Origin of the sequence: Hymenobacter crusticola, assembly GCF_002154225.1 — a bacterium.
Taxonomy (GTDB): Bacteria; Bacteroidota; Bacteroidia; order Cytophagales; family Hymenobacteraceae; genus Hymenobacter; species Hymenobacter crusticola.
This window is the reverse complement of record NZ_MTSE01000003.1, coordinates 1-21897: the sequence shown is the minus strand read 5'-3', so window position 1 is coordinate 21897 and position 21897 is coordinate 1. Positions and strand designations below refer to the sequence as shown.

21 protein-coding genes are annotated in these 21897 nt (G+C 51.7%); 12 read left to right on the top strand and 9 right to left on the bottom strand.

Features of this window, described 5'->3' with window-relative positions; all coding sequences use genetic code 11:
- Positions 1-61 precede the first annotated feature (61 nt).
- The 9 genes from pdxA (at position 62) to accC (ending at position 7299) form a co-directional block, all read left to right on the top strand.
- On the top strand, positions 62-1081 hold the full coding sequence (gene pdxA / locus BXP70_RS06440) for a 4-hydroxythreonine-4-phosphate dehydrogenase PdxA (protein ID WP_086593226.1): 1020 nt from the start codon (positions 62-64) through the stop codon (positions 1079-1081).
- Positions 1082-1279: 198 nt separating this feature from the next.
- On the top strand, positions 1280-1648 hold the full coding sequence (locus BXP70_RS06435; RefSeq protein WP_086593225.1) for a helix-turn-helix domain-containing protein: 369 nt from the start codon (positions 1280-1282) through the stop codon (positions 1646-1648).
- Between the two features lie 77 nt (positions 1649-1725).
- The gene (locus BXP70_RS06430; protein WP_086593224.1) at positions 1726-2253 is read left to right on the top strand and encodes a YceD family protein; all 528 of its coding nucleotides are present in this window, start codon (positions 1726-1728) and stop codon (positions 2251-2253) included.
- Positions 2254-2308: 55 nt separating this feature from the next.
- Entirely contained in the window at positions 2309-2530 is a 222-nt protein-coding gene (gene rpmF / locus BXP70_RS06425) for a 50S ribosomal protein L32 (protein ID WP_086593223.1), read from the top strand.
- Positions 2531-2593: 63 nt separating this feature from the next.
- The gene (gene plsX / locus BXP70_RS06420; RefSeq protein WP_086593222.1) at positions 2594-3535 is read left to right on the top strand and encodes a phosphate acyltransferase PlsX; all 942 of its coding nucleotides are present in this window, start codon (positions 2594-2596) and stop codon (positions 3533-3535) included.
- A gap of 45 nt (positions 3536-3580) precedes the next feature.
- Positions 3581-4594 (top strand): beta-ketoacyl-ACP synthase III, encoded by a 1014-nt coding sequence (locus tag BXP70_RS06415; RefSeq protein WP_086593221.1) that lies wholly within the window; start codon positions 3581-3583, stop codon positions 4592-4594.
- A gap of 186 nt (positions 4595-4780) precedes the next feature.
- Complete coding sequence (efp, locus tag BXP70_RS06410; protein ID WP_086593220.1) at positions 4781-5344, top strand: elongation factor P; 564 nt, start codon at positions 4781-4783, stop codon at positions 5342-5344.
- Positions 5345-5366: 22 nt separating this feature from the next.
- Entirely contained in the window at positions 5367-5852 is a 486-nt protein-coding gene (gene accB, locus BXP70_RS06405; RefSeq protein ID WP_086593219.1) for an acetyl-CoA carboxylase biotin carboxyl carrier protein, read from the top strand.
- A 103-nt stretch (positions 5853-5955) separates the two neighbouring features.
- Complete coding sequence (accC, locus tag BXP70_RS06400; protein WP_086593218.1) at positions 5956-7299, top strand: acetyl-CoA carboxylase biotin carboxylase subunit; 1344 nt, start codon at positions 5956-5958, stop codon at positions 7297-7299.
- A gap of 78 nt (positions 7300-7377) precedes the next feature.
- Here accC and BXP70_RS06395 read toward each other — a convergent pair whose 3' ends face one another.
- Positions 7378-7947, bottom strand: coding sequence for a DUF3109 family protein (locus tag BXP70_RS06395; RefSeq protein ID WP_086593217.1), 570 nt, complete (start codon positions 7945-7947; stop codon positions 7378-7380).
- Positions 7948-8338: 391 nt separating this feature from the next.
- Between BXP70_RS06395 and BXP70_RS06390 the strand changes: the two genes are divergently transcribed.
- The 3 genes from BXP70_RS06390 (at position 8339) to murA (ending at position 12850) form a co-directional block, all read left to right on the top strand.
- A complete protein-coding gene (locus tag BXP70_RS06390; protein WP_086593216.1) occupies positions 8339-10591 on the top strand; it encodes an ATP-dependent helicase in 2253 nt (750 codons plus the stop codon).
- Positions 10592-10710: 119 nt separating this feature from the next.
- On the top strand, positions 10711-11442 hold the full coding sequence (locus tag BXP70_RS06385; protein WP_086593215.1) for a DUF4290 domain-containing protein: 732 nt from the start codon (positions 10711-10713) through the stop codon (positions 11440-11442).
- 103 nt (positions 11443-11545) lie between these two features.
- A complete protein-coding gene (gene murA / locus BXP70_RS06380) occupies positions 11546-12850 on the top strand; it encodes a UDP-N-acetylglucosamine 1-carboxyvinyltransferase (RefSeq protein WP_086593214.1) in 1305 nt (434 codons plus the stop codon).
- A gap of 81 nt (positions 12851-12931) precedes the next feature.
- Here the strand turns inward: murA and BXP70_RS06375 are convergent, their stop codons facing one another.
- The 8 genes from BXP70_RS06375 to BXP70_RS06340 all read right to left on the bottom strand — a co-directional run.
- The gene (locus tag BXP70_RS06375) at positions 12932-13267 is read right to left on the bottom strand and encodes a phage holin family protein (RefSeq protein ID WP_086593213.1); all 336 of its coding nucleotides are present in this window, start codon (positions 13265-13267) and stop codon (positions 12932-12934) included.
- An 87-nt stretch (positions 13268-13354) separates the two neighbouring features.
- Entirely contained in the window at positions 13355-14446 is a 1092-nt protein-coding gene (gene speB, locus BXP70_RS06370) for an agmatinase (RefSeq protein ID WP_086593212.1), read from the bottom strand.
- A 134-nt stretch (positions 14447-14580) separates the two neighbouring features.
- Positions 14581-15216, bottom strand: coding sequence for a chemotaxis protein CheC (locus BXP70_RS06365; RefSeq protein ID WP_245849536.1), 636 nt, complete (start codon positions 15214-15216; stop codon positions 14581-14583).
- A gap of 63 nt (positions 15217-15279) precedes the next feature.
- A complete protein-coding gene (locus BXP70_RS06360) occupies positions 15280-16920 on the bottom strand; it encodes a chemotaxis protein CheA (protein ID WP_086593211.1) in 1641 nt (546 codons plus the stop codon).
- Complete coding sequence (locus tag BXP70_RS06355; RefSeq protein WP_143436389.1) at positions 16917-17957, bottom strand: chemotaxis protein CheB; 1041 nt, start codon at positions 17955-17957, stop codon at positions 16917-16919. The genes BXP70_RS06360 and BXP70_RS06355 overlap by 4 nt, the downstream gene beginning before the upstream one ends.
- Before the next feature lie 112 nt (positions 17958-18069).
- A complete protein-coding gene (locus tag BXP70_RS06350) occupies positions 18070-18453 on the bottom strand; it encodes a response regulator (RefSeq protein ID WP_086593209.1) in 384 nt (127 codons plus the stop codon).
- A gap of 79 nt (positions 18454-18532) precedes the next feature.
- Positions 18533-19039, bottom strand: coding sequence for a chemotaxis protein CheW (locus BXP70_RS06345; RefSeq protein WP_086593208.1), 507 nt, complete (start codon positions 19037-19039; stop codon positions 18533-18535).
- A gap of 81 nt (positions 19040-19120) precedes the next feature.
- A partial coding sequence (locus BXP70_RS06340; protein ID WP_086593207.1) for a methyl-accepting chemotaxis protein occupies positions 19121-21897 on the bottom strand: 2777 nt, incomplete at its 5' end.

Here is a 21897-nt window from a genome sequence, read left to right as displayed (position 1 = left end):
TAGCTAACAGTGTGTCAGTGCTATTGCACACTATCATCTCTTTGACTTCACTCACATTTTCATGACCAACCTGCCCCGCCTAGGTATTTCGGTCGGCGACCTCGCCGGCATCGGGCCGGAGATTATCTATAAAACCTTCCTCGATAACCGACTGCTTAAATACTGCACGCCCGTGGTGTACGGCACAGCCACTGTGCTTTTCGACGATTTTCCCGTTGAAAAGCAGGCTACCCCGCTCACGTTCCGCCAAGTGCGCTCGGCCGCCGACATCGACCCAGGTAAGCTCAACGCCGTCACGTGCTGGGAGGAAGACTTTGTGCTAACGCCTGGGCAACCTACTGAGGCTTCGGGTCGTGCGGCGCGGCTGTCGCTTCTGGCTGCTTGCCGCGACCTGAAAGAAGGGTTGCTTGATGGGCTTATTACTGCCCCCATCAGTAAGGAAAATACCCAAGCCGATGACTTTCGCTACCCCGGCCACACGGAGTTTCTGACCAGCTTCTTCGGTGCGCCCGAAAGCCTGATGCTATTGGCAAGCGAAGAGTTGCGGGTAGCGACGGTCACGGGCCACGTAGCGCTAAAAGATGTCCCTGGTAAGATTACCAAAGAGCTACTCACCACGAAACTGCGCATCTTGCTTAGCTCATTGAAGCAGGACTTTGGTTTTGATAAGCCCCGCGTTGCAGTCCTAGGCCTCAATCCGCACGCCGGGGAGAATGGCTTGCTCGGGACGGAGGAAAACGACATTGTAACTCCCGTTATTCAAGAGTTTTTGGCGAACGGGCACCTCGTGTACGGTCCTTTTCCGGCTGATGGGTATTTTGGCACCGGCCAGTTCCGCGGCTTCGATGCTACATTGTCTTTGTACCACGACCAAGGCTTGATTCCTTTCAAAACTATTGCGTTTGAGCGGGGCGTCAACTTTACGGCTGGTTTGCCTATCGTTCGTACTTCCCCCGACCATGGTACTGCCTACGGGTTGGCTGGCAAGTTTGCGGCCGACCCCACGTCGTTCCGTGAAGCTTTATACTTAGCCTGCGACTTAGTACGCAAGCGAGCCAGCCAACTCGCCGACAAACGTTAACCACCCTAGCTTTAGCCAAACTGCCCAGCGCCTTTCCTAGGTAGCTGGGCATGTTCGTTTTCACGCAGCATTTAATTAACTCTTAGGCGTAATTTTCTTTTCAAAAACGAAATTTATTTTCTTTAGAAAACATTCTTTTACACCTTTGCAGCCCTTTGCACTTCTTAAGCATTCTATCTGCTCTGTTTTCTTCTCGCTATGAGCATCAATACTCCGCAGCAATACAAAGAAGCGCTTCGTCAGCTCGATCTGCTGACAAATAGCACAGCCGCGGCCGATAAAGAAAATTCAGCAACCATAACCCAGCTTACGACGGCGATAGAAACGTATGAGGAACGGTTACATTTAACGCTTCTCCCGACTTTGCCGACCACCTTAGTCGATATGATAGAGTTGAAACGGCAGCAACTCCGCCTTAAACAGAAAGACTTAGCTCAACTGCTAGAGGTGCCAGCCGGTCGGCTCTCCCAGATCCTCAACGGCAAGCGCCGCATCACGCTTGACCTCGCAAAAAAGCTTTATGAACGATTGGGGATTAGTCCCGAGTTTATTCTTAAAAAGGCCTAGGTTGCCGGTATTCTACCTTACGTTTTCATAAAACGGGGAAATCTTTCTACTTTTGCCCCCTATTACAAATTCCCACCGTGAAAAAGGATCCACAATATGATTTGGCGATTGCCAAGCTAGCTATCAAAACGCACCACTTTGCGTTTGAGCTAGGTCCGGATTTCTTTGCGCAATTTGATCAGAGCCTGATTCAGGATGGGCACCTTCACGCCGATGTGGACCTCACCAAAACGGAGCTTTTGCTAACGTTGGACTTTCACATCACAGGCACCATCCGCTTGATTTGCGACCGGAGCTTAGATGAGTTCGACCAGCCCATCGACGTGCAACACCAACTTCTGGTACGCTTCGGTGATCGGGAGATAGAACTTGATGATGACGTGCTCCAAATCACGCCTGACACGCAGGTCTTGCCCATTGCTCAGCATCTTTTTGACTACATCGGGCTAGCTATTCCGATGAAAAAGCTGCACCCACGCTTCCAGAACGAGCCCGATGAGAACCCCGAGGCGGATGCCAAGCTCATCTTCACCACCAAAGCTAGTGATGATGACGACGAGGAATCTACCGACCCTCGGTGGGATGCGCTCCGAAACCTGAACTAGGCGCAGCATAATCTGACTTTAAAATTTCAAACTCAACCTTCTATAATTTTCACTCATGGCTCATCCTAAGCGCCGCCAGTCCTCGACCCGCCGCGACAAGCGTCGCACCCACGACAAACTAACTCCGAAAGCAGTTACTATTTGCCCCAATACGGGTGAATTGCACCTGCGTCATAAGGCTTACGTAGTGGACGGCGACCTATACCATAACGGCAAAGTAGCAGTTAAAAACTTCGCTCCTGTTGCCGCGGCTGCTCCCTCTACCGACGAGGAGTAACCTCCCTTTTGCCGATCTTAATCGGCTTGCCTTCCCGACTACGTACCCCTTGATTCCTCGTACATGAAGATTGCCCTGGACGCAATGGGTGGCGATTTCGCCCCCCAGGCTGCTGTCGATGGCGCTGTGTTGGCAGCTGAGAAGCTAGCTGATTCAGCTCAGATTGTGCTTATTGGCCAAGAATCAGCCGTGCGCCCCCTACTCGAAAAGTATGGGGCGGCGGCTGAAAGCCTGCTCCTCGTTTCTGCCAGTCAGGTAATTGAAATGGGTGAGCATCCGGCCAAAGCCTACCAGCAAAAACAGGATTCCAGCATTGCCGTTGGTTACCGCATGTTGCACGCCGGTGAAGTGGAAGCTTTCTGCTCGGCTGGTAATACGGGCGCCATGCTTGTAGGCGCCATGTTCAGCGTAAAGCCTGTACCCGGTGTACTGCGCCCAGCCATTGCGAACTTTGTTCCGAAACTTGCGGGCGGTTATGGCATCCTCCTCGATGTAGGCGCCAACGCCGAATGCAAACCCGAAATGCTAGAACAGTTCGGAGAACTTGGTTCGCTGTATGCGCAATACGTATTAGGTATTGAGAAGCCAACAGTGGGCCTCATGAACCTAGGTGAGGAAGAAGGCAAGGGAACTGCCATTGCACAAGCTGCTCATCAGTTGTTAAAAGTGAACCCTCACATTCACTTTTTTGGCAACCTTGAGGGGCGTGACTTGTTTAATGCCAAGGCCGACGTTATTGTTTGCGACGGCTATACGGGCAATGTGATCCTGAAAATGGCAGAGTCGATCTACGACATTCTAGCTGAAAAGCAGATGCATGATCCGTTTTTCGACAAATTCAATTACGAAGCTATCGGAGGTAGTCCTATCCTAGGTATTAATGATAATGCCATTATTGGACACGGCGTAAGCACACCAGAGGCTATTTGCAACATGTTGTTGCAAGGCTATCAGATGGCTAAATCCGGTATTGCGGATCAGATTAAATCTACTTTCAAGTCCTGAGTCTGGTAGCAATCTTTCTACCGACAAGCTGCTTTTGCGCCCCCAATGAAAATTACCGCCGCCATTACTGGGGTGGGCGCCTACGTGCCCGATTACATCCTCACTAATAAAGAGCTCGAAACCTTAGTAGATACTACTGACGAGTGGATTGTTAGTCGAACCGGTATTGAGGAACGACACATCCTAAAGGGTGAGGATCAGGGCACTTCTGTGATGGGGATTAAAGCGGTACAACAGTTGCTGGCGAAGACTGGTACACGCCCCGAAGAAATAGACTTGGTCATTTGCGCGACAACTACGCCTGACTTAGTGTTTCCGGCCACCGCTAACATCATTTCGGCTGCCGTAGGCATCAACAATGCCTTCAGCTTCGATATGCAAGCTGCGTGTTCCGGCTTCATCTTCGCGCTTACTACAGGTGCTCAGTTTATTCAAACGGGTGCTTACAAGAAAGTAATTGTCATCGGTGCCGACAAGATGTCGAGCATCATTGATTACACTGATCGAGCCACTTGCATTATCTTCGGAGATGGTGCCGGCGCCGTATTGCTGGAGCCAAGCACGGAAGGCTTAGGTCTGCAAGACCAAGTACTGTGCTCTGATGGTCATGGCGAGCCTTATTTGCACCAAAAGGCCGGGGGCAGCCGCCGTCCGCCATCGGCTGAGACGGTTGCTAAGCGTGAGCATTATGTGCACCAAGAAGGTGCTACAGTGTTCAAATTTGCCGTAAAAAACATGGCAGATGTAGCGGCTCAGGTCATGGAACGCAATCATCTGACGGCTGATGACGTGGCGTGGCTAGTACCGCACCAAGCAAACAAGCGTATTATCGACGCGACGGCTCACCGCATGGGCGTAGGTGAAGAAAAGGTAATGCTTAACATTCATCGTTATGGCAACACCACCAACGGCACCATTCCGCTGTGCCTCGCTGATTACGAAACCAAATTGCATAAAGGCGACAACCTCATCATTGCGGCCTTTGGCGGCGGGTTTACGTGGGGTGCGTTGTACCTAAAATGGGCTTACGACCCGAAACCTGACCCGCAGTTCGCTTAACTAATGGGCTGAACGCGGAAAACCTCTATACTTGCACTCCCGTTGTGCCGCCCCGCCATCTTACGGGACGGCACTTCTTTTTTGATTTTGACTGGTGAATGGTGAATTGATGGAGTTCTGATTCCTACCTATTCAGCTTTCAGGCTCTGATTCAAAACTCAACACCTAAAATTCAATACTATACAGATGGCAACCACCGCAGATTTCAAAAACGGCCTCTGCCTCGAGTACAACGGCGACTTGTACATCATCACCGAATTTCAGCACGTGAAGCCAGGAAAAGGTCCTGCGTTTGTACGTACCAAGCTGCGCAACATCAAGACGGGTAAAGTCATTGACAACACCTTCAACGCGGGCGTAAAAGTAACGACGGCGCGGGTGGAGCAGCGGCCTCACCAGTTCTTGTATAAGGATGAATACGGCTATAACTTCATGAACAATGCGGACTTCGAGCAAGTAACGCTGCCTGAGTCGATGGTGCCATTTCACGATTTGTTGAAGGACGGCCAGGAAGTTACCATCTTGTTCCACGCCGAAACGGAACAGCCTCTCACCGCTGAACTGCCGCCTTTCGTAGAACTCATGGTGACGTACACGGAGCCTGGTCTGCGCGGTGATACGGCAACGAACACCCTTAAGCCCGCAACAGTAGAAACCGGAGCGCGTATTCAAGTGCCCTTATTCATCGAGCAAGACACAAAAATCCGCGTCGATACGCGCGACTATTCTTATGTCGAACGAGTCAAGTAATTCCCCGCAGAAGCAGCCTGCTATGAAAGCAAAAGAACTCCAAGAGTTGATCGACTTCATCGCCAAGTCGGGTCTGAACAAAGTCAACATCGAAACCGAGGAGTTTAAGATCTCGGTGCAGCGTGAGCCTAGCTATAAGCCGGTGATCAGCTCGACGCCGGCTCCTGCAGCACCCGCGCAGGCCGCTCCTGTTGCCGCAACCCCAGCGGCTAGCCCAGTCCCAGCCGCTACACCGGCTGCCGCACCAGCAGCTGCCCCAAGCAGCAACTACGTGCCACTGAAATCGCCTATGATCGGTACGTTCTACCGCGCGGCCACCCCCGACAGCCCCGCTCTAGTAAACGTAGGCGATTTAGTAGAGCAAGGCCAAGTGATATGTATCATCGAAGCCATGAAGCTGTTCAACGAAATTGAAGCTGAAACTTCGGGACGGGTAGTGAAGGTGATGGTTGAAAACGCCACTCCGGTCGAGTACGACCAGCCGCTGTTCCTGATTGAGCCAATGTAATTTTCAGAGCTTAGAACGGAGAGCTTAGAACGGAGACCTAGGTGGTACACTACCTTTTGTTTCCGTTCTAAGCTCTCCGTTCTCACATCTAGATCAAAGACCCATGTTCAAGAAAATATTAGTTGCCAACCGGGGTGAAATTGCGTTGCGCATCATTCGCACCTGCAAGGAAATGGGCATCAAAACGGTGGCTGTGTATTCGACCGCTGACAAGGAAAGTCTACACGTGCGTTTTGCCGACGAAGCCGTGTGTATTGGTCCCCCAGCCTCGGCGCAATCCTACCTGAACATCCCTAGCTTAATCGCCGCCGCCGAAATCACCAACGCCGATGCTATTCACCCCGGCTATGGCTTCTTGAGTGAAAACGCGGAGTTTTCGCGCGTTTGCCAGGAGAATGGCATCAAGTTTATCGGTGCTACGCCCGAGATGATCAACTCCATGGGTGATAAGGCTTCGGCCAAGGCAACCATGAAGAAGGCTGGTGTGCCAACTATTCCCGGCTCCGATGGCCTATTAGATTCGATTGCCGAAGGCCTGAAGGTAGCACACAAAGTAAAGTACCCCGTCATTTTGAAAGCAACGGCTGGAGGTGGCGGCCGGGGCATGCGCATTGTGCGCAACGACGACGAGTTTGAAAAAGCTTGGAATAGCGCCCGTACCGAAGCACAAGCTGCTTTTGGCAACGACGGTATCTACCTGGAGAAGTATGTAGAGGAGCCTCACCACATCGAGATCCAACTTGTAGGCGATCAGTACGGCCGGGCCGCTCACCTTTCGGAACGCGACTGCTCTATTCAGCGCCGTCACCAGAAGCTTGTGGAGGAAACCCCCTCTCCTTTCATGACCGACAAGCTTCGCGAGAAGATGGGCAAAGCAGCAGTAGCTGGCGCCAAAGCCATCAGCTACGAAGGCGTAGGCACCATTGAGTTCTTGGTCGACAAAAACCGCGACTTCTACTTCATGGAAATGAACACCCGTATTCAGGTGGAGCACCCAATTACGGAAGAAGTTGTGAACTATGACCTCATCAAAGAGCAAATCAAAGTAGCCGCCGGCGTACCGATCAGTGGCAAAGACTATTTGCCTCAAATGCATGCCATGGAGTGCCGCATCAACGCGGAGGATCCCGCTAATGGCTTCCGCCCCTCACCCGGAAAAATCACGGTGTTGCACATACCCGGTGGCCATGGCGTACGCGTTGATACGCACGTATACGCGGGCTACACCATTCCGCCGAACTACGATTCTATGATTGCCAAGCTTATCACGGTAGCCCAAACCCGTGAGGAGTGCATTGTGAAGATGAAGCGTGCACTAAGCGAGTTTGTTGTAGAAGGTGTGAAAACAACAATTCCCTTCCACCTAGCTTTGATGGATAACGTAGATTTCCGCGCCGGCAATTTCACCACAGCGTTCCTAGATTCGTTTGATTTCTCTGTGTTGTAAAGAAACCTAAACCTCTTAACTACAAAGCCCAGCTAGCAGTAGCTGGGCTTTGTAGTTAAGAGGTTTAGGTTTCGCTTCCTAATCCTGCGGATTTTCTATTTCCTGCACTAACTCTCCGTACCACTCTTCTCCATATTTACGGATAAGTGGCTCTTTCAGAAATTGATAAATTCGCACACCTAGGGTAGCTCCGAAAGAACAGGCCGGATTACAGATGTTCCACCGGTCGTAATTCAAGGCTTCGAAGTCTTCGTATTTAGTGATACGGATGGGGTACAGGTGACAGCTGATGGGCTTTTTGAAGCTCGTGGCACCAGCTAGGTACGCTTGCTCGATGCCGCACTTTAGAATCCCCCGCTCATCGTAGAGAGCATAGGCACACTCCCGGTCGTTGATAGTCGTGGTGCTGTAGTCATCCTCCCAATCTTTAATGTAGAGCCCTTGCTCTTCAATTGCTTGCTGACCAGCCTCGGTGAGAAACGGCTTGATCTTATCGTACTCAGCTTCCAGGATAGCTAGCTCATGTTCCTCTAAAGGCGCACCTAGGTCGCCCTCTACGCAGCAAGCTCCTTTGCACGCTTCTAGGTTGCAGACAAAAAAGTTGTCGCGAACGTCGTCAGAAATGACGGTATTTTGAATAATAATCATGGTATTACAGGCAAGCGGACTACAAAGATAGACAAGAGGAACGGAGCAAGGGAGTAACTGGGCAAATTGTTGAGCGGTGTTACCGAATGCCGGAGGCTTACCTAACAAAGCAGAAGGACGCTGCCCCAATAACTTTGCTTTGTTACTCTTTCGCTAGGTCGCGCTCCTGTTGTGTACCTTTACGCTTGACAAATAAACACGTGCTCAGCTTCCTCAATCACCTATTGGGTGTGACAGCACTTGTATTTGGCTCAGACTTGCGCAAGCAAAGGGCACCAAAGCGGCATTAGTACCGTTTTCCAAACAGCAGCTCCCTGAGTTGCAGCTACTCGGCTTTCCCCAATCAAAGCCTTACCTTTGCTTTAGCAGCAGTGTTGGTTGTATTTGAAGAATGGCACTAGATTATCTCTCCCTACTAAATCCCTCCCAGGCGGGTGCGGTGATGAACACCGAAGGCCCGTGCATGATTATCGCGGGCGCCGGCTCGGGCAAGACGCGCGTACTTACCTACCGTATCGCGCACTTGCTAGAGAAAGGCGTCGACCCGTTCAATATCCTGGCCCTCACCTTTACGAACAAGGCCGCCAAGGAAATGCGGGTGCGGATCGAGAAGGTTGTCGGCCCTGATGCGAAAAATGTGTGGATGGGCACCTTTCACTCCGTGTTTGCTCGCATTCTGCGCTCAGAAGCCGATAAGATTGGATACCCGCGCTCTTTCACCATTTACGACACGCAGGACAGCAAAACGCTGGTAACGCAGATTGTGAAAGAACTAGAGCTAGATGACAAGCTCTACAAACCAGGCATGGTGCTAGGTCGTATCTCGGCCGCTAAGAACAAACTAATTTCGGTGCAGCAATACCTCAACGACCCGGTGATCCGGCAGGATGATGAGGCGGCGCTGCGGCCAAAAATTGGTGTTATCTACCAGCAATACGCCCAGCGCTGCTTCAAAGCCGGCGCCATGGACTTCGACGACCTGCTGTACCAGACCAACGTCCTGTTTAAGGATCACGTGGATGTGCTGAACAAGTACCAGAACATTTTTAAATATGTGATGGTCGACGAGTATCAGGACACGAACTATTCGCAGTACCTAATCACGCGTAAGCTAGCTGCCAAAGACCGCAACATTTGCGTAGTAGGCGACGATGCCCAAAGCATTTACGCCTTCCGGGGCGCCGATATCAGCAATATTCTCAATTTTGAGAAAGATTACCCGGAGCTGCAAGTCTTCAAGCTAGAGCAAAACTACCGCTCCACGAAGAACATTGTTCGGGCCGCCAACTCGGTCATTAAGAACAACAAAGCGCAGCTACGCAAGGATGTTTTCTCGGAGAACGAGGAAGGCACGCTCATCGAGGTAATCAAGGCTGCCTCCGACAACGAGGAAGGCAAGCTGATTGCCAATTCGATCTACGAAGACAAGATGAACCATCACTTGTCCTACGACGATTTTGCTATCCTCTACCGCACCAATGCCCAAAGCCGGGCAATGGAAGAGGCGCTACGCAAGCTTAACATCAAGTACAAAATTGTCGGTGGCCTGTCGTTCTATCAGCGCAAAGAAATCAAGGACTTAGTGGCCTACTTGCGCATGACCGTAAACCCCAACGATGAGCAAGCATTGCGACGGGTTATCAATTACCCTAAGCGTGGCATTGGCGACACTACGGTAAGCAAACTGATCAACGCGGCTGAGGAAGCAAACCACACGATTTGGGAAGTGGTTAGCAACGCGGATAAGTTTTTGCCCACGCGGGTTGCTAATCCGGTGGTTGGCTTTGCCGAGCAGATCAAAAGCTACACGGTGGTAGCAGGCAAGGAAGATGCATTTGAGGCGGCCAAGTTCATTGCCAAGAACTCCGGCATGATTGAGGAATTATACGCTGATAAGAGCATCGAAGGCTTGTCGCGCTACGAGAACATCCAGGAATTGCTCAACGGTATCAAAGAATACGTGGACGATCCGGAGCGGGAAGACAAGTCGTTGGCTTCCTTCCTGCAAGACATTGCCCTGGTTACCGACGCCGATACCAAAGACGCCCAACAAGACGGCGAGATGGTAACCCTAATGACGATTCACTCGGCGAAAGGGCTAGAGTTCCGCAACGTATACATTGTGGGTATGGAGGAAAACCTCTTTCCTTCCCAAATGATGATTACCTCGCGGGCTGACTTAGAAGAGGAGCGCCGCTTGTTTTACGTGGCCATCACGCGGGCCGAGAAGAAGCTAACGCTCAGCTACGCTACGTCGCGCTACCAGTGGGGCAACCTGCGCAGCTGCGAGAAAAGCCGCTTCCTGGATGAGATTGATCCACAGTACGTGGACTTCAAGTTCTCGGCGAGTCCGGGTTCGGGGCCAGGTGAGTCGCCGTTTGGGCATGTGCTGGAGCGCCGGAGCAACCTCCTGCCGCCTGCTCCGCGCAAAACGGTGGCAAAAGGCTACACGCCACCCGCTGACTTTCAACCTAGTGACACTTCCAACCTTACGACGGGCCAGCGCGTAGAGCACCCAAAGTTTGGCTTCGGAACCGTAGCAAAGCTCGAAACGCAGGCAGGTTCTACCAAGGCCATTATTCAGTTTGAAGAAGTCGGCGAAAAGACGCTGTTGCTGAGTTTCGCCAAGTTGCGGGTATTATAGGTGCCCGCTCAACCTAGCTTCGTGGAGAACTTTTATCCATCAGCTTCTACCTATATTTACACGCCTAAAATCGTGCGTCGCTTTCTTTGAAGCACAAGCTAGGTTTCTCCTACTTTTAGATGACATACCTTCCCTCCCCTTATAAAAACGAGCTGTTGCTGCGCGAATACGGCCAGAGCACCTATGAACTGGTGCAAACGCTGCGCACAATTGAGGACAGAATCGAGCGCACTCGTCGTGCTCAGCAGATTGTGCAGCTCATCTTCCGCCTCAATCCTAACTTGCGCGACCAGCCGGACTCCCAGCAGAAAGTATGGCACCATCTGTTTATGATGGCCGACGAAGAGCTGGATGTGGATAGCCCCTTCCCGCTCAAGAGTCTCGACCTAGAGCAAGAGCCGGAAAGAGTTGCATACCCAAAAGACTCCCCTAAATTGAAGGCCTACGGCCGGGGTGTCGAGTTGCTGATCGAAAAAGCGCTAACCTTAGAAGATCCAGCTGAGCGTGAGCAGGCAACTATTGCTATTGGGCGCACTATGAAGTTCTTGTACCGCTCGCATAACAAGGAGAACGCCAAGGATATCACGATTCTGAAGCATCTGAAGGAGCTATCTGGCGGCAAGCTGGAGTTAGACCCGGCGCAAGTAGATGCGCAGAACCTGTTTGAATTTGCTACTACAGGCCGTCCGGCGCCCTTCATCGTACCGCAGCCACGCAACGACCGTGCTGAACGAGGCGACCGTGCTGAGCGGGGCGACCGTGAGGTTCGTCGCGGCAACACGAACAACCGTCGCGATAAGCAGCGCCGTGGTGGCAAGAAGCGCCAAGAGCCCCAACAACCTCCTCAGTAATATTCTTTTACAGGAGCTAGGGGCTAGGAGCCGAAAGTTAGAATCTGCACATGCTTGTATTCTAGCTTCCGGCTTCTAGCTCCTAGCTCCTAACTTCTTTTTCATGGCCTGTTTTGAAGTAATCGGCGGTCAACCGCTGAAAGGAGAAATTATACCCCAAGGCGCTAAAAACGAAGCGCTTCAAATTTTGTGTGCGGTTCTGCTCACGTCGGAGCCTGTCACTATTTCCAATATTCCCGATATCCGCGACGTCAATAAGCTAATTGAATTGTTGCGTGACATGGGCGTGAAAGTGGGTAAGCTATCCTCCGATACGTATCGCTTTCAAGCAGATGATGTGCACCTGAGCTATCTTGACTCAGAACAGTTTGTAGCGCAAGGCCGAGCTCTGCGTGGTTCGGTTATGATCCTAGGTCCGATGCTGTCACGCTTCGGCAAATGCCAACTGCCGAAACCAGGTGGTGACAAGATCGGGCGTCGACCGCTGGATACGCACTTCGTAGGCTTAGAAAAAATGGGTGGCCAGCTCACGCTCGAAGGCAACGATTTTTATCGTATTTCAGCGCCAAACGGTCTGAAGGGCACTTATATGTTGCTTGATGAAGCTTCGGTAACCGGCACAGCTAACATTGTGATGGCTGCCGTATTGGCGGAAGGTACTACAACCATCTACAACGCCGCTTGCGAGCCTTACTTGCAGCAGCTTTGCAAAATGCTGGTGCGCATGGGAGCCAAAATCAACGGCATTGGCTCAAATCTGCTGACCATTGAAGGTGTCGAAAAGCTCGGTGGTACTGAGCATCGCATGCTGCCCGACATGATTGAAATCGGTTCCTTCATTGGCCTCGCTGCCATGACAGGTTCGGAAATCACGATCAAGGATTGCCAGATTCAAGAGCTAGGCCTGATTCCAGATACTTTCCGGAAGCTAGGTATCCAGGTAGAATTTCGCGGCGACGACATCTATATTCCGGCCCAGGACCATTACGAAATTGCCACTTACCTTGATGGCAGTATCTTAACCGTATCGGACCATACGTGGCCTGGACTCACTCCCGACTTGCTCAGTGTAATTCTGGTCGTGGCTACGCAGGCGAAAGGCACAGTGCTGATTCACCAAAAGATGTTTGAGTCGCGTCTGTTTTTTGTAGACAAGTTGATCGATATGGGAGCTCAGATTATCCTCTGCGACCCACACCGCGCCACGGTTATCGGGCTCGACCAGCGCACGCGCTTACACGGTATCACGATGACATCACCAGATATTCGGGCGGGCGTGGCACTGCTGATTGCAGCCCTTTCGGCCACGGGGCGTAGTCTGATAGAAAACGTGGAGCAGATTGACCGCGGCTACCAGTACATTGATAAGCGCTTGACTGCCCTAGGTGCGCAGATTCGTCGCGTGTAGCCAACGGATGATGGCATGACTAAAAAGCCCCGTCTTGCGCAAGACGGGGCTTTTATTATTTGTGTTTTGCTACATGAGCACCTAAGTCGTAACCATATCTACCACCGATGTGGTGAGCGACAGTACGATGCTGAACAGAATGGCAGCCAAGAAGCCATCCAGCTTAAAGCCAGGAAGGATAGCGTCCGCAATCAACACGATAACAGCATTAATCACCAGCAGGAAGAGCCCTAGGGTTAATACTGTAATGGGGAAGCCTAGAATCTTCAAGATTGGCTTTACGACGGCATTTAGTACGGCTAAAACGAGTACAAGTAAAATGGCATCGCTAAAGCCAGCGAGGTGGGCGCCCGGCAGAAAATTACCTAGAACGTAGGTGATGACGGCCGTTAAGAGAAACTTGATGATGAAACCCATGACAATGGTGCGATTAGTTGGGGAGAGAGAATTAGCTCAAAAGAGCTGGACAACGATACGCAAAATCAGGGTTTATGTTGGTTCAGACTACTTCTCTTGCTCTCGAGCTTTCAAACGCCCTTGTGACACGGCCATCCAGTTGCAGAGGTGATAAAGCAGGCGGGCCCCCACAATGCCGTTCCAATCTGTATCGCCGGGTGCTACTTCGTTCAGGTCACAGCCGATGATCTGACGGCCCGAGCGCACCACCATCCGGATCAAGTATAAGGCTTGCTCAAACTCTAGGCCACCGGGTACGGGCGTGCCAGTACCGGGGCAAAGCTTGGGATCTAGGCCGTCGATGTCGAAGCTGATGTATACTTTCTGCGGAAGCTGAGCAATGATCTTTTTACACTCTTTGCGCCACGATTTACCGCCGTACATCTCCTCCCGCATAAACCGATCGGTGAACATAATAACGCGGCCATTGCTGCGCTCCACTAGTTCAGCCTCTTGCTGGCAATAGTCACGGATACCTACTTGCACCAGTTTTTTGAGCTGCGGCAATTGCAGGGCATTATACATGATAGACGCGTGCGAGTATTCGAAGCCTTCGTAAGCGGGTCGCAAATCACAGTGCGCGTCAAACTGTAGTATTCCAAATTCCTCATGCCGTTCGGCCAACGCGTGTAGGTAGCCCAAGGGCGTGCTATGATCACCACCTAGCACTACCACGCCTTTCCCGGCATCGAGGTAAGCTCCAGCCTTTTGCTTAAGCCATTCCAGCAGCGTTTTACCACTTGCCGTTACTCGGCCCGGTACATCTGTAAAGTGAGCGGCATTGGTAGCAGGCTTACCATCTTCAAGCCAGCTAATATAGTCAGCAGCGGAGGCGCGTAGCTGGTGACTTTCGTGCGCCCAGTGCTCATCAACCTCTTCCATCGCTAGGCCGAGTCGCCAAGCATCAGGAATATCAGCATCGTAGAGGTCGACTTGCAACGAAGCCTCTCGGACGGCTTCAGGGCCTTGTGCAGTGCCGGCGCGGTACGAAACCGTGACTTCCCACGGCACTGGTACTATTACTACTTGTGCTTCTTCTACGGTAAAAGGCAGGCCGTACACACCGCCTGCTGCGTCGCCGAGGGCGTTAGGGTCGAAGCTGGCGAGTTTCTGATCTAAGCTAGAGGTAGATGCAGACATAGAAAAACTAGATAAAAGGCGTAGATGGAAAAAGAAAAACTGCCATAGCAAGCCTAGCTAGGCGCTTGCGCAGTGCAAACGTAAGCTTCGGCCCGGCATGACAGCATAGAAAAGCAAACAACTGGAGCGCTCTTCTAAGACGACTGAGCGCCCCCCAGAAAATCGTATGTACGAATGATCTCCAATATCTTTTCGAAAGTTGGACGGTCAAAAAACAGCATCAGTGGCAACTCAACCGAGTTTTCTTTATCCGAAAACTGCGTGATAACTGAAAAGATCAGCGGTTGCACCATGGGTTTGTGCAGCATCAAGTTGCCTAAAGCTTCCGCTAGCTCTCCTTTCGGAGCTAAAGGTGGCGCCCCATAGATCCGCGCTTTCAGAATATTAGCCAGCTGCGTTACCAGCGCACCGGTAATGATGTTACTGATTTCTAGCAGCAGTGACTCCTGCATTTCGTTGATCTCAATCGACTCCGGCACGCTCATGCGTAAGCAAACGCGGGAGAGCCGCTGTACATGCTGTCCGGAAAAGAACATCAACGTCGTCCCATTGAAATCGCCCTTGATGTCGGACTGAATTACGGCGTGCCCGTTCTGGTAGTCATGCACCTTGTCCAAAATATTGCGAACAGGCATAATATCCAGGTTGGGAACTTCAAGCAACACTTTTTCCTGCGCAATTATCGCAAACGAGTCAGCCGCTCGGGCCAAGCCGATGTTGAGAATTTCGCGGATAATATCCCGCTCTAGTTCCGTCATGTGCAAATCCATAGCAATCAATCAGTTGGCAAGTTGCTGCAACTCGGCAGCAAGTTGAATTCTGCAATACGTTTTTTATGGGCGCTTGGCTAGAAAAAGACGAGTAAGTGCAGGAACATCGAGCACCAAACATACTTGGCCGCTTCCTAGCAATGTAACTCCTCCGAATAAATCAATTGTATCCAGCGGCTTACTCATCGGCTTAATGACAATAGCTTGCTGGCGCAAAAAGCGGTCTACAATAAGGCCTAGCTTGCGATTGTTGTAGTTCACAACGATGATGTCCTGACGCCCGACCACATCAGCGCGCTGGACGGGTACTAGTGGTCCGTCGCCATTGTGCAAGAGCCGTCTCAGGCTTACCACAGGTACCCGCTCCTCCTGAAGATCAGCAAGTAACGTTCCACCCACGATGTGCAACTGCTCTGGCCACAACGACACTACCGAATCGGTGTGCATGAGGGGAATAGCGTAGCTACGCTCATCTAACTCAAAAAGCAAGGCCCCTTTTACAGCAATGGAAGTGGGCAATACCAATGTAAATGTGGTACCCTGCCCCAAAGTAGAATCAACGCGCAGCTGCCCACCAAGCGAGTCGATGGCTAGCTTCACCACATCTAAGCCTACGCCTCGTCCCGAAATTTCGGTTACCTGCTGCGCCATCGAAAAGCCAGGTTCAAATAAGTAGGCCCGTACAGCTGCATCATCGAGGCTAGCGGCTACTTCCTTGCTGACCAGGCCACGTTCTACTGCCTTACGTCGGACGCTGGCAATGTTAATGCCTCGTCCATCGTCAGCCACGTGGATCAGCACATCGTCGCGCTCTGTTTGGGCCGACATGGTGAGCTGTCCTACGGCTGGTTTCCCCGCTTTCAGACGCTCAGTTGGTTGCTCAATACCATGCCCAATAGCATTGCGCACCAAGTGCAAAAGCGAATCCGTGATGATTTGCAGAATATTGCGGTCGATTTGAATATCCTGTCCTACCAGCGTCAGCTCTACTTCTTTCTGCTCAGCCGTGGCTACATCACGTACTACGCGCGGAAACTTGTTGAATAGCGAACCTACATTTACCAAGCGCGCGTCCATCACGCTGTACTGCAACTCGTCGGAGATGCGGAATAAGTGGGCTGCTGTTGCTTGCAGGGCCGGGCTGCCAATCTCCTGGCTGAGCGTGAGAATTCGGTCCCGATCAATAATCAACTCTCCCACCAAATTCAGCAGGTGATCTAGCTTTTTGATCTGGATATAAACCAAATCGGAGAGCTCAAGCTTGCGATTGGCATCATCATCAACGGCCGCCGCATCCGGCAGTACTGGCTCCTCTCCTTTCACCAACCGATCTAGGTTGTTGAGAAGCTCTTCAACCCCATCAACCGTCTCGGTTTCCTGTTCATCCCCGACGGCTCGGATCATGTTTCCAAGGGTATCTACCCCAGTGAAAAGGACGGGAACTAGGGAACCAGTAAAAATTCTTTCCTTGCTGCGGATCAGCCCGAAGATGGTTTCCATGTGGTGCGCCACCTCCCCAATTTGGTTGTAACCCATCGCCCGAGCATTCGACTTCAGATTGTGCATCAGTCGAAATAGCTCGTTGAGTGCGGGCTCATCAGTTGGCGCCTTTTCCAGCTCGCTGATGTGGCGACTCATGGCGTCGTAATATTCGAGCGCCTCAGCCATGAAAATCTCTCGGTACTCTTGCTCCCGTGATTTCATCGGTACACGGTCTGAGCGCCTGCGCGTAGACGCTGGCTGGCGTATGCCTTGGTTGTGGCTTCGTTAATATAACAAGCTAGGTTGCCCAACGAAAGCACTTTGTTAGCCCAGCCAGCTTGTATCACGGAGTTGGGCATACTAAATATTTCCGAGGAAGCTTTATCCTGCACTATTACCGCCCCACCCCGCTGCCGGATAGCCTGGGCCCCTAGAGTGCCATCGTGCCCCATCCCAGTTAATACTGTTCCTATCACCTGCGCGCCAGCCACTTGGGCTGCCGAGCGCATGAGCAGATCAATGGAAGGCTCATCGAAGCTAGGGCTAGGGTCATCTGTAATAACGAGCTGCCATATTCGCCAAGGGCCCGTATGAGCAGACTGCACAACCATATTGCACCCGCCCGGCACAACCGTGATTTTTCCCGCTTCCAACGTACTTACCGTGTCTGCGGCTTCTACAGGCAGCAGCGTTGCTCGCTGCAGCCGAGTAACAAGCGCACGGGTAAAGTGAGCTGGTAAGTGCACTGCCACAACAACTGCCCATCCAATACTTGGTTCCAATTCCTTAACTAGCTCCTCCACAGCCCTTACTCCACCAGTTGAGGCTCCAATTACAACGAGACCACGTGGCAGTGCTAAAGCTTTGGCGTAAGTAGCTGGTGTAGGCGTGCGCTCACTCTTGGATAATAGTGGTGGGTGCAACACCCGAATCTTGTAAAGTACCTCTTCCTGCCATCCCTCTATTGCTGAGCTTTCTCCTGGTAACGGACTAATTGCGTTGTATACTCCCCATCGAGCTGTTTGCGGCAAGATCCCCTGTAACAATGGTGTGCTGGAGTAAAGCAACACGGGTACTGGGTATTGCCGCGCCAAGGTCTCTAGAACAGACAGACAACTGTCGGCCACGATTACCAAGTCTGGGTGGAGGCGACGCGCTTGCATGGCTAGCCCGTCCGAATCGGGGCCAGCATGCACTACTTGTAAATCAGGCTGCTTCTGCACCAATCGGGTCAGCGCTAGCCGAACCTGAATAGGCAAAGTGCCAAGTAGTATAGTAAAAGGAGTTAGCGTTTGCACGAGGTAAAAACTCAAGATTGGCTCGCTCTAGATTGCAAGTATTCTCCTGCTGTGAACGAGACCCGGGACGAACCTAGGCTTCCGTTGAATCGGTGCCTTGGAGGGCGCCCCCCACAATTTCAAGTACTTTTTCTTCGGAGAAAGGCTTCACGATATAAGCCGTAGCACCGCTTTCAAGCGCCTCGTTTACAATTACTTCTTGTCCAACCGCGCTGCACATAACTACTTTTACATCGGGCTGCTCTTGCCGAATACCTTTGAGTACATCTAGGCCTGTGTTGTCGGGTAGGATAACGTCGAGCGTAATTAGGTCAGGAGTAGTTTGTAGAGCCAGTTCGAGAGCTTGTTGGCCATTGGCAGCTTCACCTACTACTTCGTAGCCGGCATCGGTAAGCATGTTCTTAAGCATCGTGCGCATGTAAAAGGAATCATCCACGATGAGAATGCGGTTTTTCATAAAATTGGCTTAGAAAGCAGAGTTGTGGGAACGAGAAGCTGAACTAGGGCTTTGTACGCACCAAGGCAAGTGAAGATTCCTATTTAGGCTGCAGCTGCATAATTTCCGAAGGCGTCAGCAGTTTGAGCATGTCCAGCACCACAATGATACGACCTTCTACCTTGGCTATCCCTTCAATATACTTGTCTTGAATGTTGATGTCTTGAATGAACTCTGGCGCCTTCTCAATTATTGAGATGGGTATTGACAAAGGTTGCGGCACTTCCCGTACCACAATCCCGATGGTATAGTCTTTCGCCTCAATGGCTAACGTGTAGCTCACGCTGGGCAGTGGTTCATCACTCGGACGCAGATTGAAGCGTTCTTCCAAGTCAATGATGGCAATTATATCACCGCGCAGATTGGCTATACCCTTCACGAACCCCGGAGTTTTCGGCATGCGCGCAACTTCTGGCGTGATGGTAACTTCCTTTACCTGCTCAATTCGAATGCCGTATTCCTCTTCGCCTAAGCGGAAGACGATCAGTTGAATAATAGGCTCTTGTTTGCTTACCTTTTTACCGCTTGCTCCTTCTGATTCAGGCATTACCAAAGCAATTTAGAGGAAGAAGCAACGGCTAAACTCTTGTGTTAGCCTTGCTTCCTACCCGTAATACAACACCAAAACTTACTTGCTCTTCGTCTTAGCCCGAGCACGCGACGTGGTAGGCTCCTTCGCCTGTGGTTCTGTTGGTTTGGATTCAACAGGGGCATTGCGTCGCGGCGTGGTTTTGCGCCCTGGCTTGCTATCAGCCACAACTTCCGGGTTGGCTGCGCCATTAGTGGAAGCTCCGGCTGACTTTTTCGGCAACGGCTTTGCAGCAGGAGCAAGTACTGGTTTATTAGCGGGCATTCGCCGAGTAGGCCGTTCAACTGGAACAGCAGGCTCATTGCGACGGCTAATCAAATGACGCAGGCTGAGACGCGGCTGTGGCTCAGGCTCGGGTTCGGGCTCCTCTTCCACCAGTTGGAAGGCTGATAGGCCTTCTTGCAAGTCATCCGCAATATCGGTGAGGCTTTGGCTCGATACAGTCAGTTCTTGCATGGAGCTAGAGAGTTGCTTGGCCGTGCTAGCTACCTGTTGTGTACCAGAAGCTGTTTGCTCAGCAATAGCAACTACTTCTTCAACGTACTTCACGACGTCGCTAATACTGGTTTTCTGTACTTCCGTGGCCGTGAGAATATCCCGCGATGTACGCAGGGTTTCACCGCTACTAGTCGCAATATTCTTGAAGGCAGAGCTAGCTTCAAATGTGGCGTTCTTCCCTTTCAGCACGCGCCCTTCCATAGTGGAGATAGCAGTAGCGGCTGAAGTAGTGTCTTTGCGAACATCTTCCACCAGGGTAGCAATTTCATTTGCTGATTTGCGTGAGCCCTCGGCTAACTTCCGGATTTCTTCTGCTACCACGGCGAAACCACGGCCCGCTTCACCTGCGCGAGCCGCTTCGATAGCGGCATTCAGCGCCAGTAGGTTGGTTTGGGAAGCAATGTCGGTAATCACTCCGAGCGACTTGCTGATTTCCTGCGACCGGGTGCTCAGTACTTCGATGGTTTTAGAAGTCTGTGCAGCGGCACTGGAAATTTCTTCCATGTTCTTCACCACCTCTGCCACTGTCTTCAGACCTAGCTGCGATGTTTGCTCACCGAGAATAGCCGATTTGTTAACAATATCTGCTTTGCCGGCCGTTTCTTTTGTGGCCTGCATAATTTCTTCAATGAGCTTGAAGGCTTGGTCTGTCTTGAGTGCTTGGTTTTGTGCTCCTTCGGCCATTTGCTGCATTGCCAAAGCCACGTCGACCGTTACACGGCTCATTTCCTGACCTTTGCCTACCATTTCTTCCGAAGAGGCACCTACTACCTGCGATGAATCGTTGATTTCGCCTAACAGATCATTTAGGTTATCGACAGCTAGGTTCAGGGCACTCGACATGGCCTCGATGTCGCCTGCCGTGGCTACGTCTACGCGCTGGGTTAGGTCGCCTTCGGAAATGGCCCGTACTACGCGGCTAACCTCCAGCACTGGTGAGGCTATCGACTCAAGAAGTTCGTTGAGTGTATCAACCAGTTCTTTCCATGAGCCGCTCACTCCTCCTACCGTAGCACGTTCCGTCAGTTTTCCTTCTACCCCCGCAACTTTCGCCACGCGGCTAACTTCTACAGCCAAGCGGTTCAGGTCGTCCACCATGCGGTTGATAGTATCGGCCAACTCGGCTACTTCTCCTTTTGCTTCTAGCTGTAGTTTCTGGGTTAGGTCGCCCTGCGAAACGGCCGTCACAATTTTCACAATGCCACGCACCTGAGTGGTCAGGTTGGCGGCCATAGTGTTTACGTTATCGGTCAGTGCTTTCCAGATTCCGCTTACGTTTGGTACGTTGGCTTGCCCACCTAGGCGTCCTTCTGTACCTACCTCTAGTGACACACGCGTTACTTCGCCGGCAAAGATATTGAGTGAGTCCACCATGCCGTTGATGTTATCCTTCAGGTCCAGTAGTTCGCCCTTTACATCGACTGATACTTTCTGGCTTAGGTCGCCCCGCGCTACGGCTGTAGTTACGTTGGCAATGTCACGCACCTGACTGGTCAAGCTGGCTGCCATGGTGTTTACGTTGTCTGTGAGGTCTTTCCACGTGCCACGCACATTGGGCACATTAGCCTGACCGCCTAGCCGTCCCTCCGTACCTACTTCGCGGGCTACACGGGTTACTTCGTCGCCGAACGTATTCAGCGAGTCCACCATCTGGTTCAGATTTTCCTTGAGCTGCAACAGCTCGCCCCGGACGTTCACGGTTACCTTCTGGCTCAAGTCGCCGCGGGCTACCGCAGTAGCTACATTGGCAATGTCCCGCACCTGACTGGTCAGGTTCGAGGCCATGTTATTCACATTGTCTGTTAGGTCTTTCCATGTACCACTCACACTAGGCACATTAGCTTGCCCGCCCAGAATACCTTCGGTACCTACTTCACGCGCCACGCGCGTTACTTCGCCAGCGAAGATATTGAGCGAGTCGACCATCTGATTTAGAATGTTCTTCAGGTCGAGAATCTCGCCTTTCACATTCACAGTCATCTTCTGGGTCAGGTCACCTTTGGCTACAGCGGTGGCCACATTGGCAATGTCGCGCACCTGACTGGTCAGGTTCGAGGCCATAAAGTTCACGTTGTCGGTGAGCTCTTTCCAAGTTCCGCCTACCCGAGGTACTAGCGCCTGACCACCTAGCTTGCCTTCGGTACCTACTTCGCGAGATACGCGTGTTACCTCGTCGCTAAAGATATTAAGCGAATCGACCATCTGATTCAGGATGCCTTTAAGCTCCAGGATTTCACCCTTCACATCCACGGTCATCTTCTGGGTTAGGTCGCCTTTGGCTACGGCCGTGGCCACATTGGCAATGTCGCGCACCTGAC

Coding starts and splice junctions, on each gene's coding strand:
- pdxA (WP_086593226.1), top strand. CDS start 62: ATGACCAACCTGCCCCGCCTAGGTATTTCGGTCGGCGACCTCGCCGGC.
- BXP70_RS06435 (WP_086593225.1), top strand. CDS start 1,280: ATGAGCATCAATACTCCGCAGCAATACAAAGAAGCGCTTCGTCAGCTC.
- rpmF (WP_086593223.1), top strand. CDS start 2,309: ATGGCTCATCCTAAGCGCCGCCAGTCCTCGACCCGCCGCGACAAGCGT.
- plsX (WP_086593222.1), top strand. CDS start 2,594: ATGAAGATTGCCCTGGACGCAATGGGTGGCGATTTCGCCCCCCAGGCT.
- BXP70_RS06415 (WP_086593221.1), top strand. CDS start 3,581: ATGAAAATTACCGCCGCCATTACTGGGGTGGGCGCCTACGTGCCCGAT.
- efp (WP_086593220.1), top strand. CDS start 4,781: ATGGCAACCACCGCAGATTTCAAAAACGGCCTCTGCCTCGAGTACAAC.
- accB (WP_086593219.1), top strand. CDS start 5,367: ATGAAAGCAAAAGAACTCCAAGAGTTGATCGACTTCATCGCCAAGTCG.
- accC (WP_086593218.1), top strand. CDS start 5,956: ATGTTCAAGAAAATATTAGTTGCCAACCGGGGTGAAATTGCGTTGCGC.
- BXP70_RS06395 (WP_086593217.1), bottom strand. CDS start 7,947: ATGATTATTATTCAAAATACCGTCATTTCTGACGACGTTCGCGACAAC.
- BXP70_RS06390 (WP_086593216.1), top strand. CDS start 8,339: ATGGCACTAGATTATCTCTCCCTACTAAATCCCTCCCAGGCGGGTGCG.
- BXP70_RS06385 (WP_086593215.1), top strand. CDS start 10,711: ATGACATACCTTCCCTCCCCTTATAAAAACGAGCTGTTGCTGCGCGAA.
- murA (WP_086593214.1), top strand. CDS start 11,546: ATGGCCTGTTTTGAAGTAATCGGCGGTCAACCGCTGAAAGGAGAAATT.
- BXP70_RS06375 (WP_086593213.1), bottom strand. CDS start 13,267: ATGGGTTTCATCATCAAGTTTCTCTTAACGGCCGTCATCACCTACGTT.
- speB (WP_086593212.1), bottom strand. CDS start 14,446: ATGTCTGCATCTACCTCTAGCTTAGATCAGAAACTCGCCAGCTTCGAC.
- BXP70_RS06365 (WP_245849536.1), bottom strand. CDS start 15,216: ATGGATTTGCACATGACGGAACTAGAGCGGGATATTATCCGCGAAATT.
- BXP70_RS06360 (WP_086593211.1), bottom strand. CDS start 16,920: ATGAAATCACGGGAGCAAGAGTACCGAGAGATTTTCATGGCTGAGGCG.
- BXP70_RS06350 (WP_086593209.1), bottom strand. CDS start 18,453: ATGAAAAACCGCATTCTCATCGTGGATGATTCCTTTTACATGCGCACG.
- BXP70_RS06345 (WP_086593208.1), bottom strand. CDS start 19,039: ATGCCTGAATCAGAAGGAGCAAGCGGTAAAAAGGTAAGCAAACAAGAG.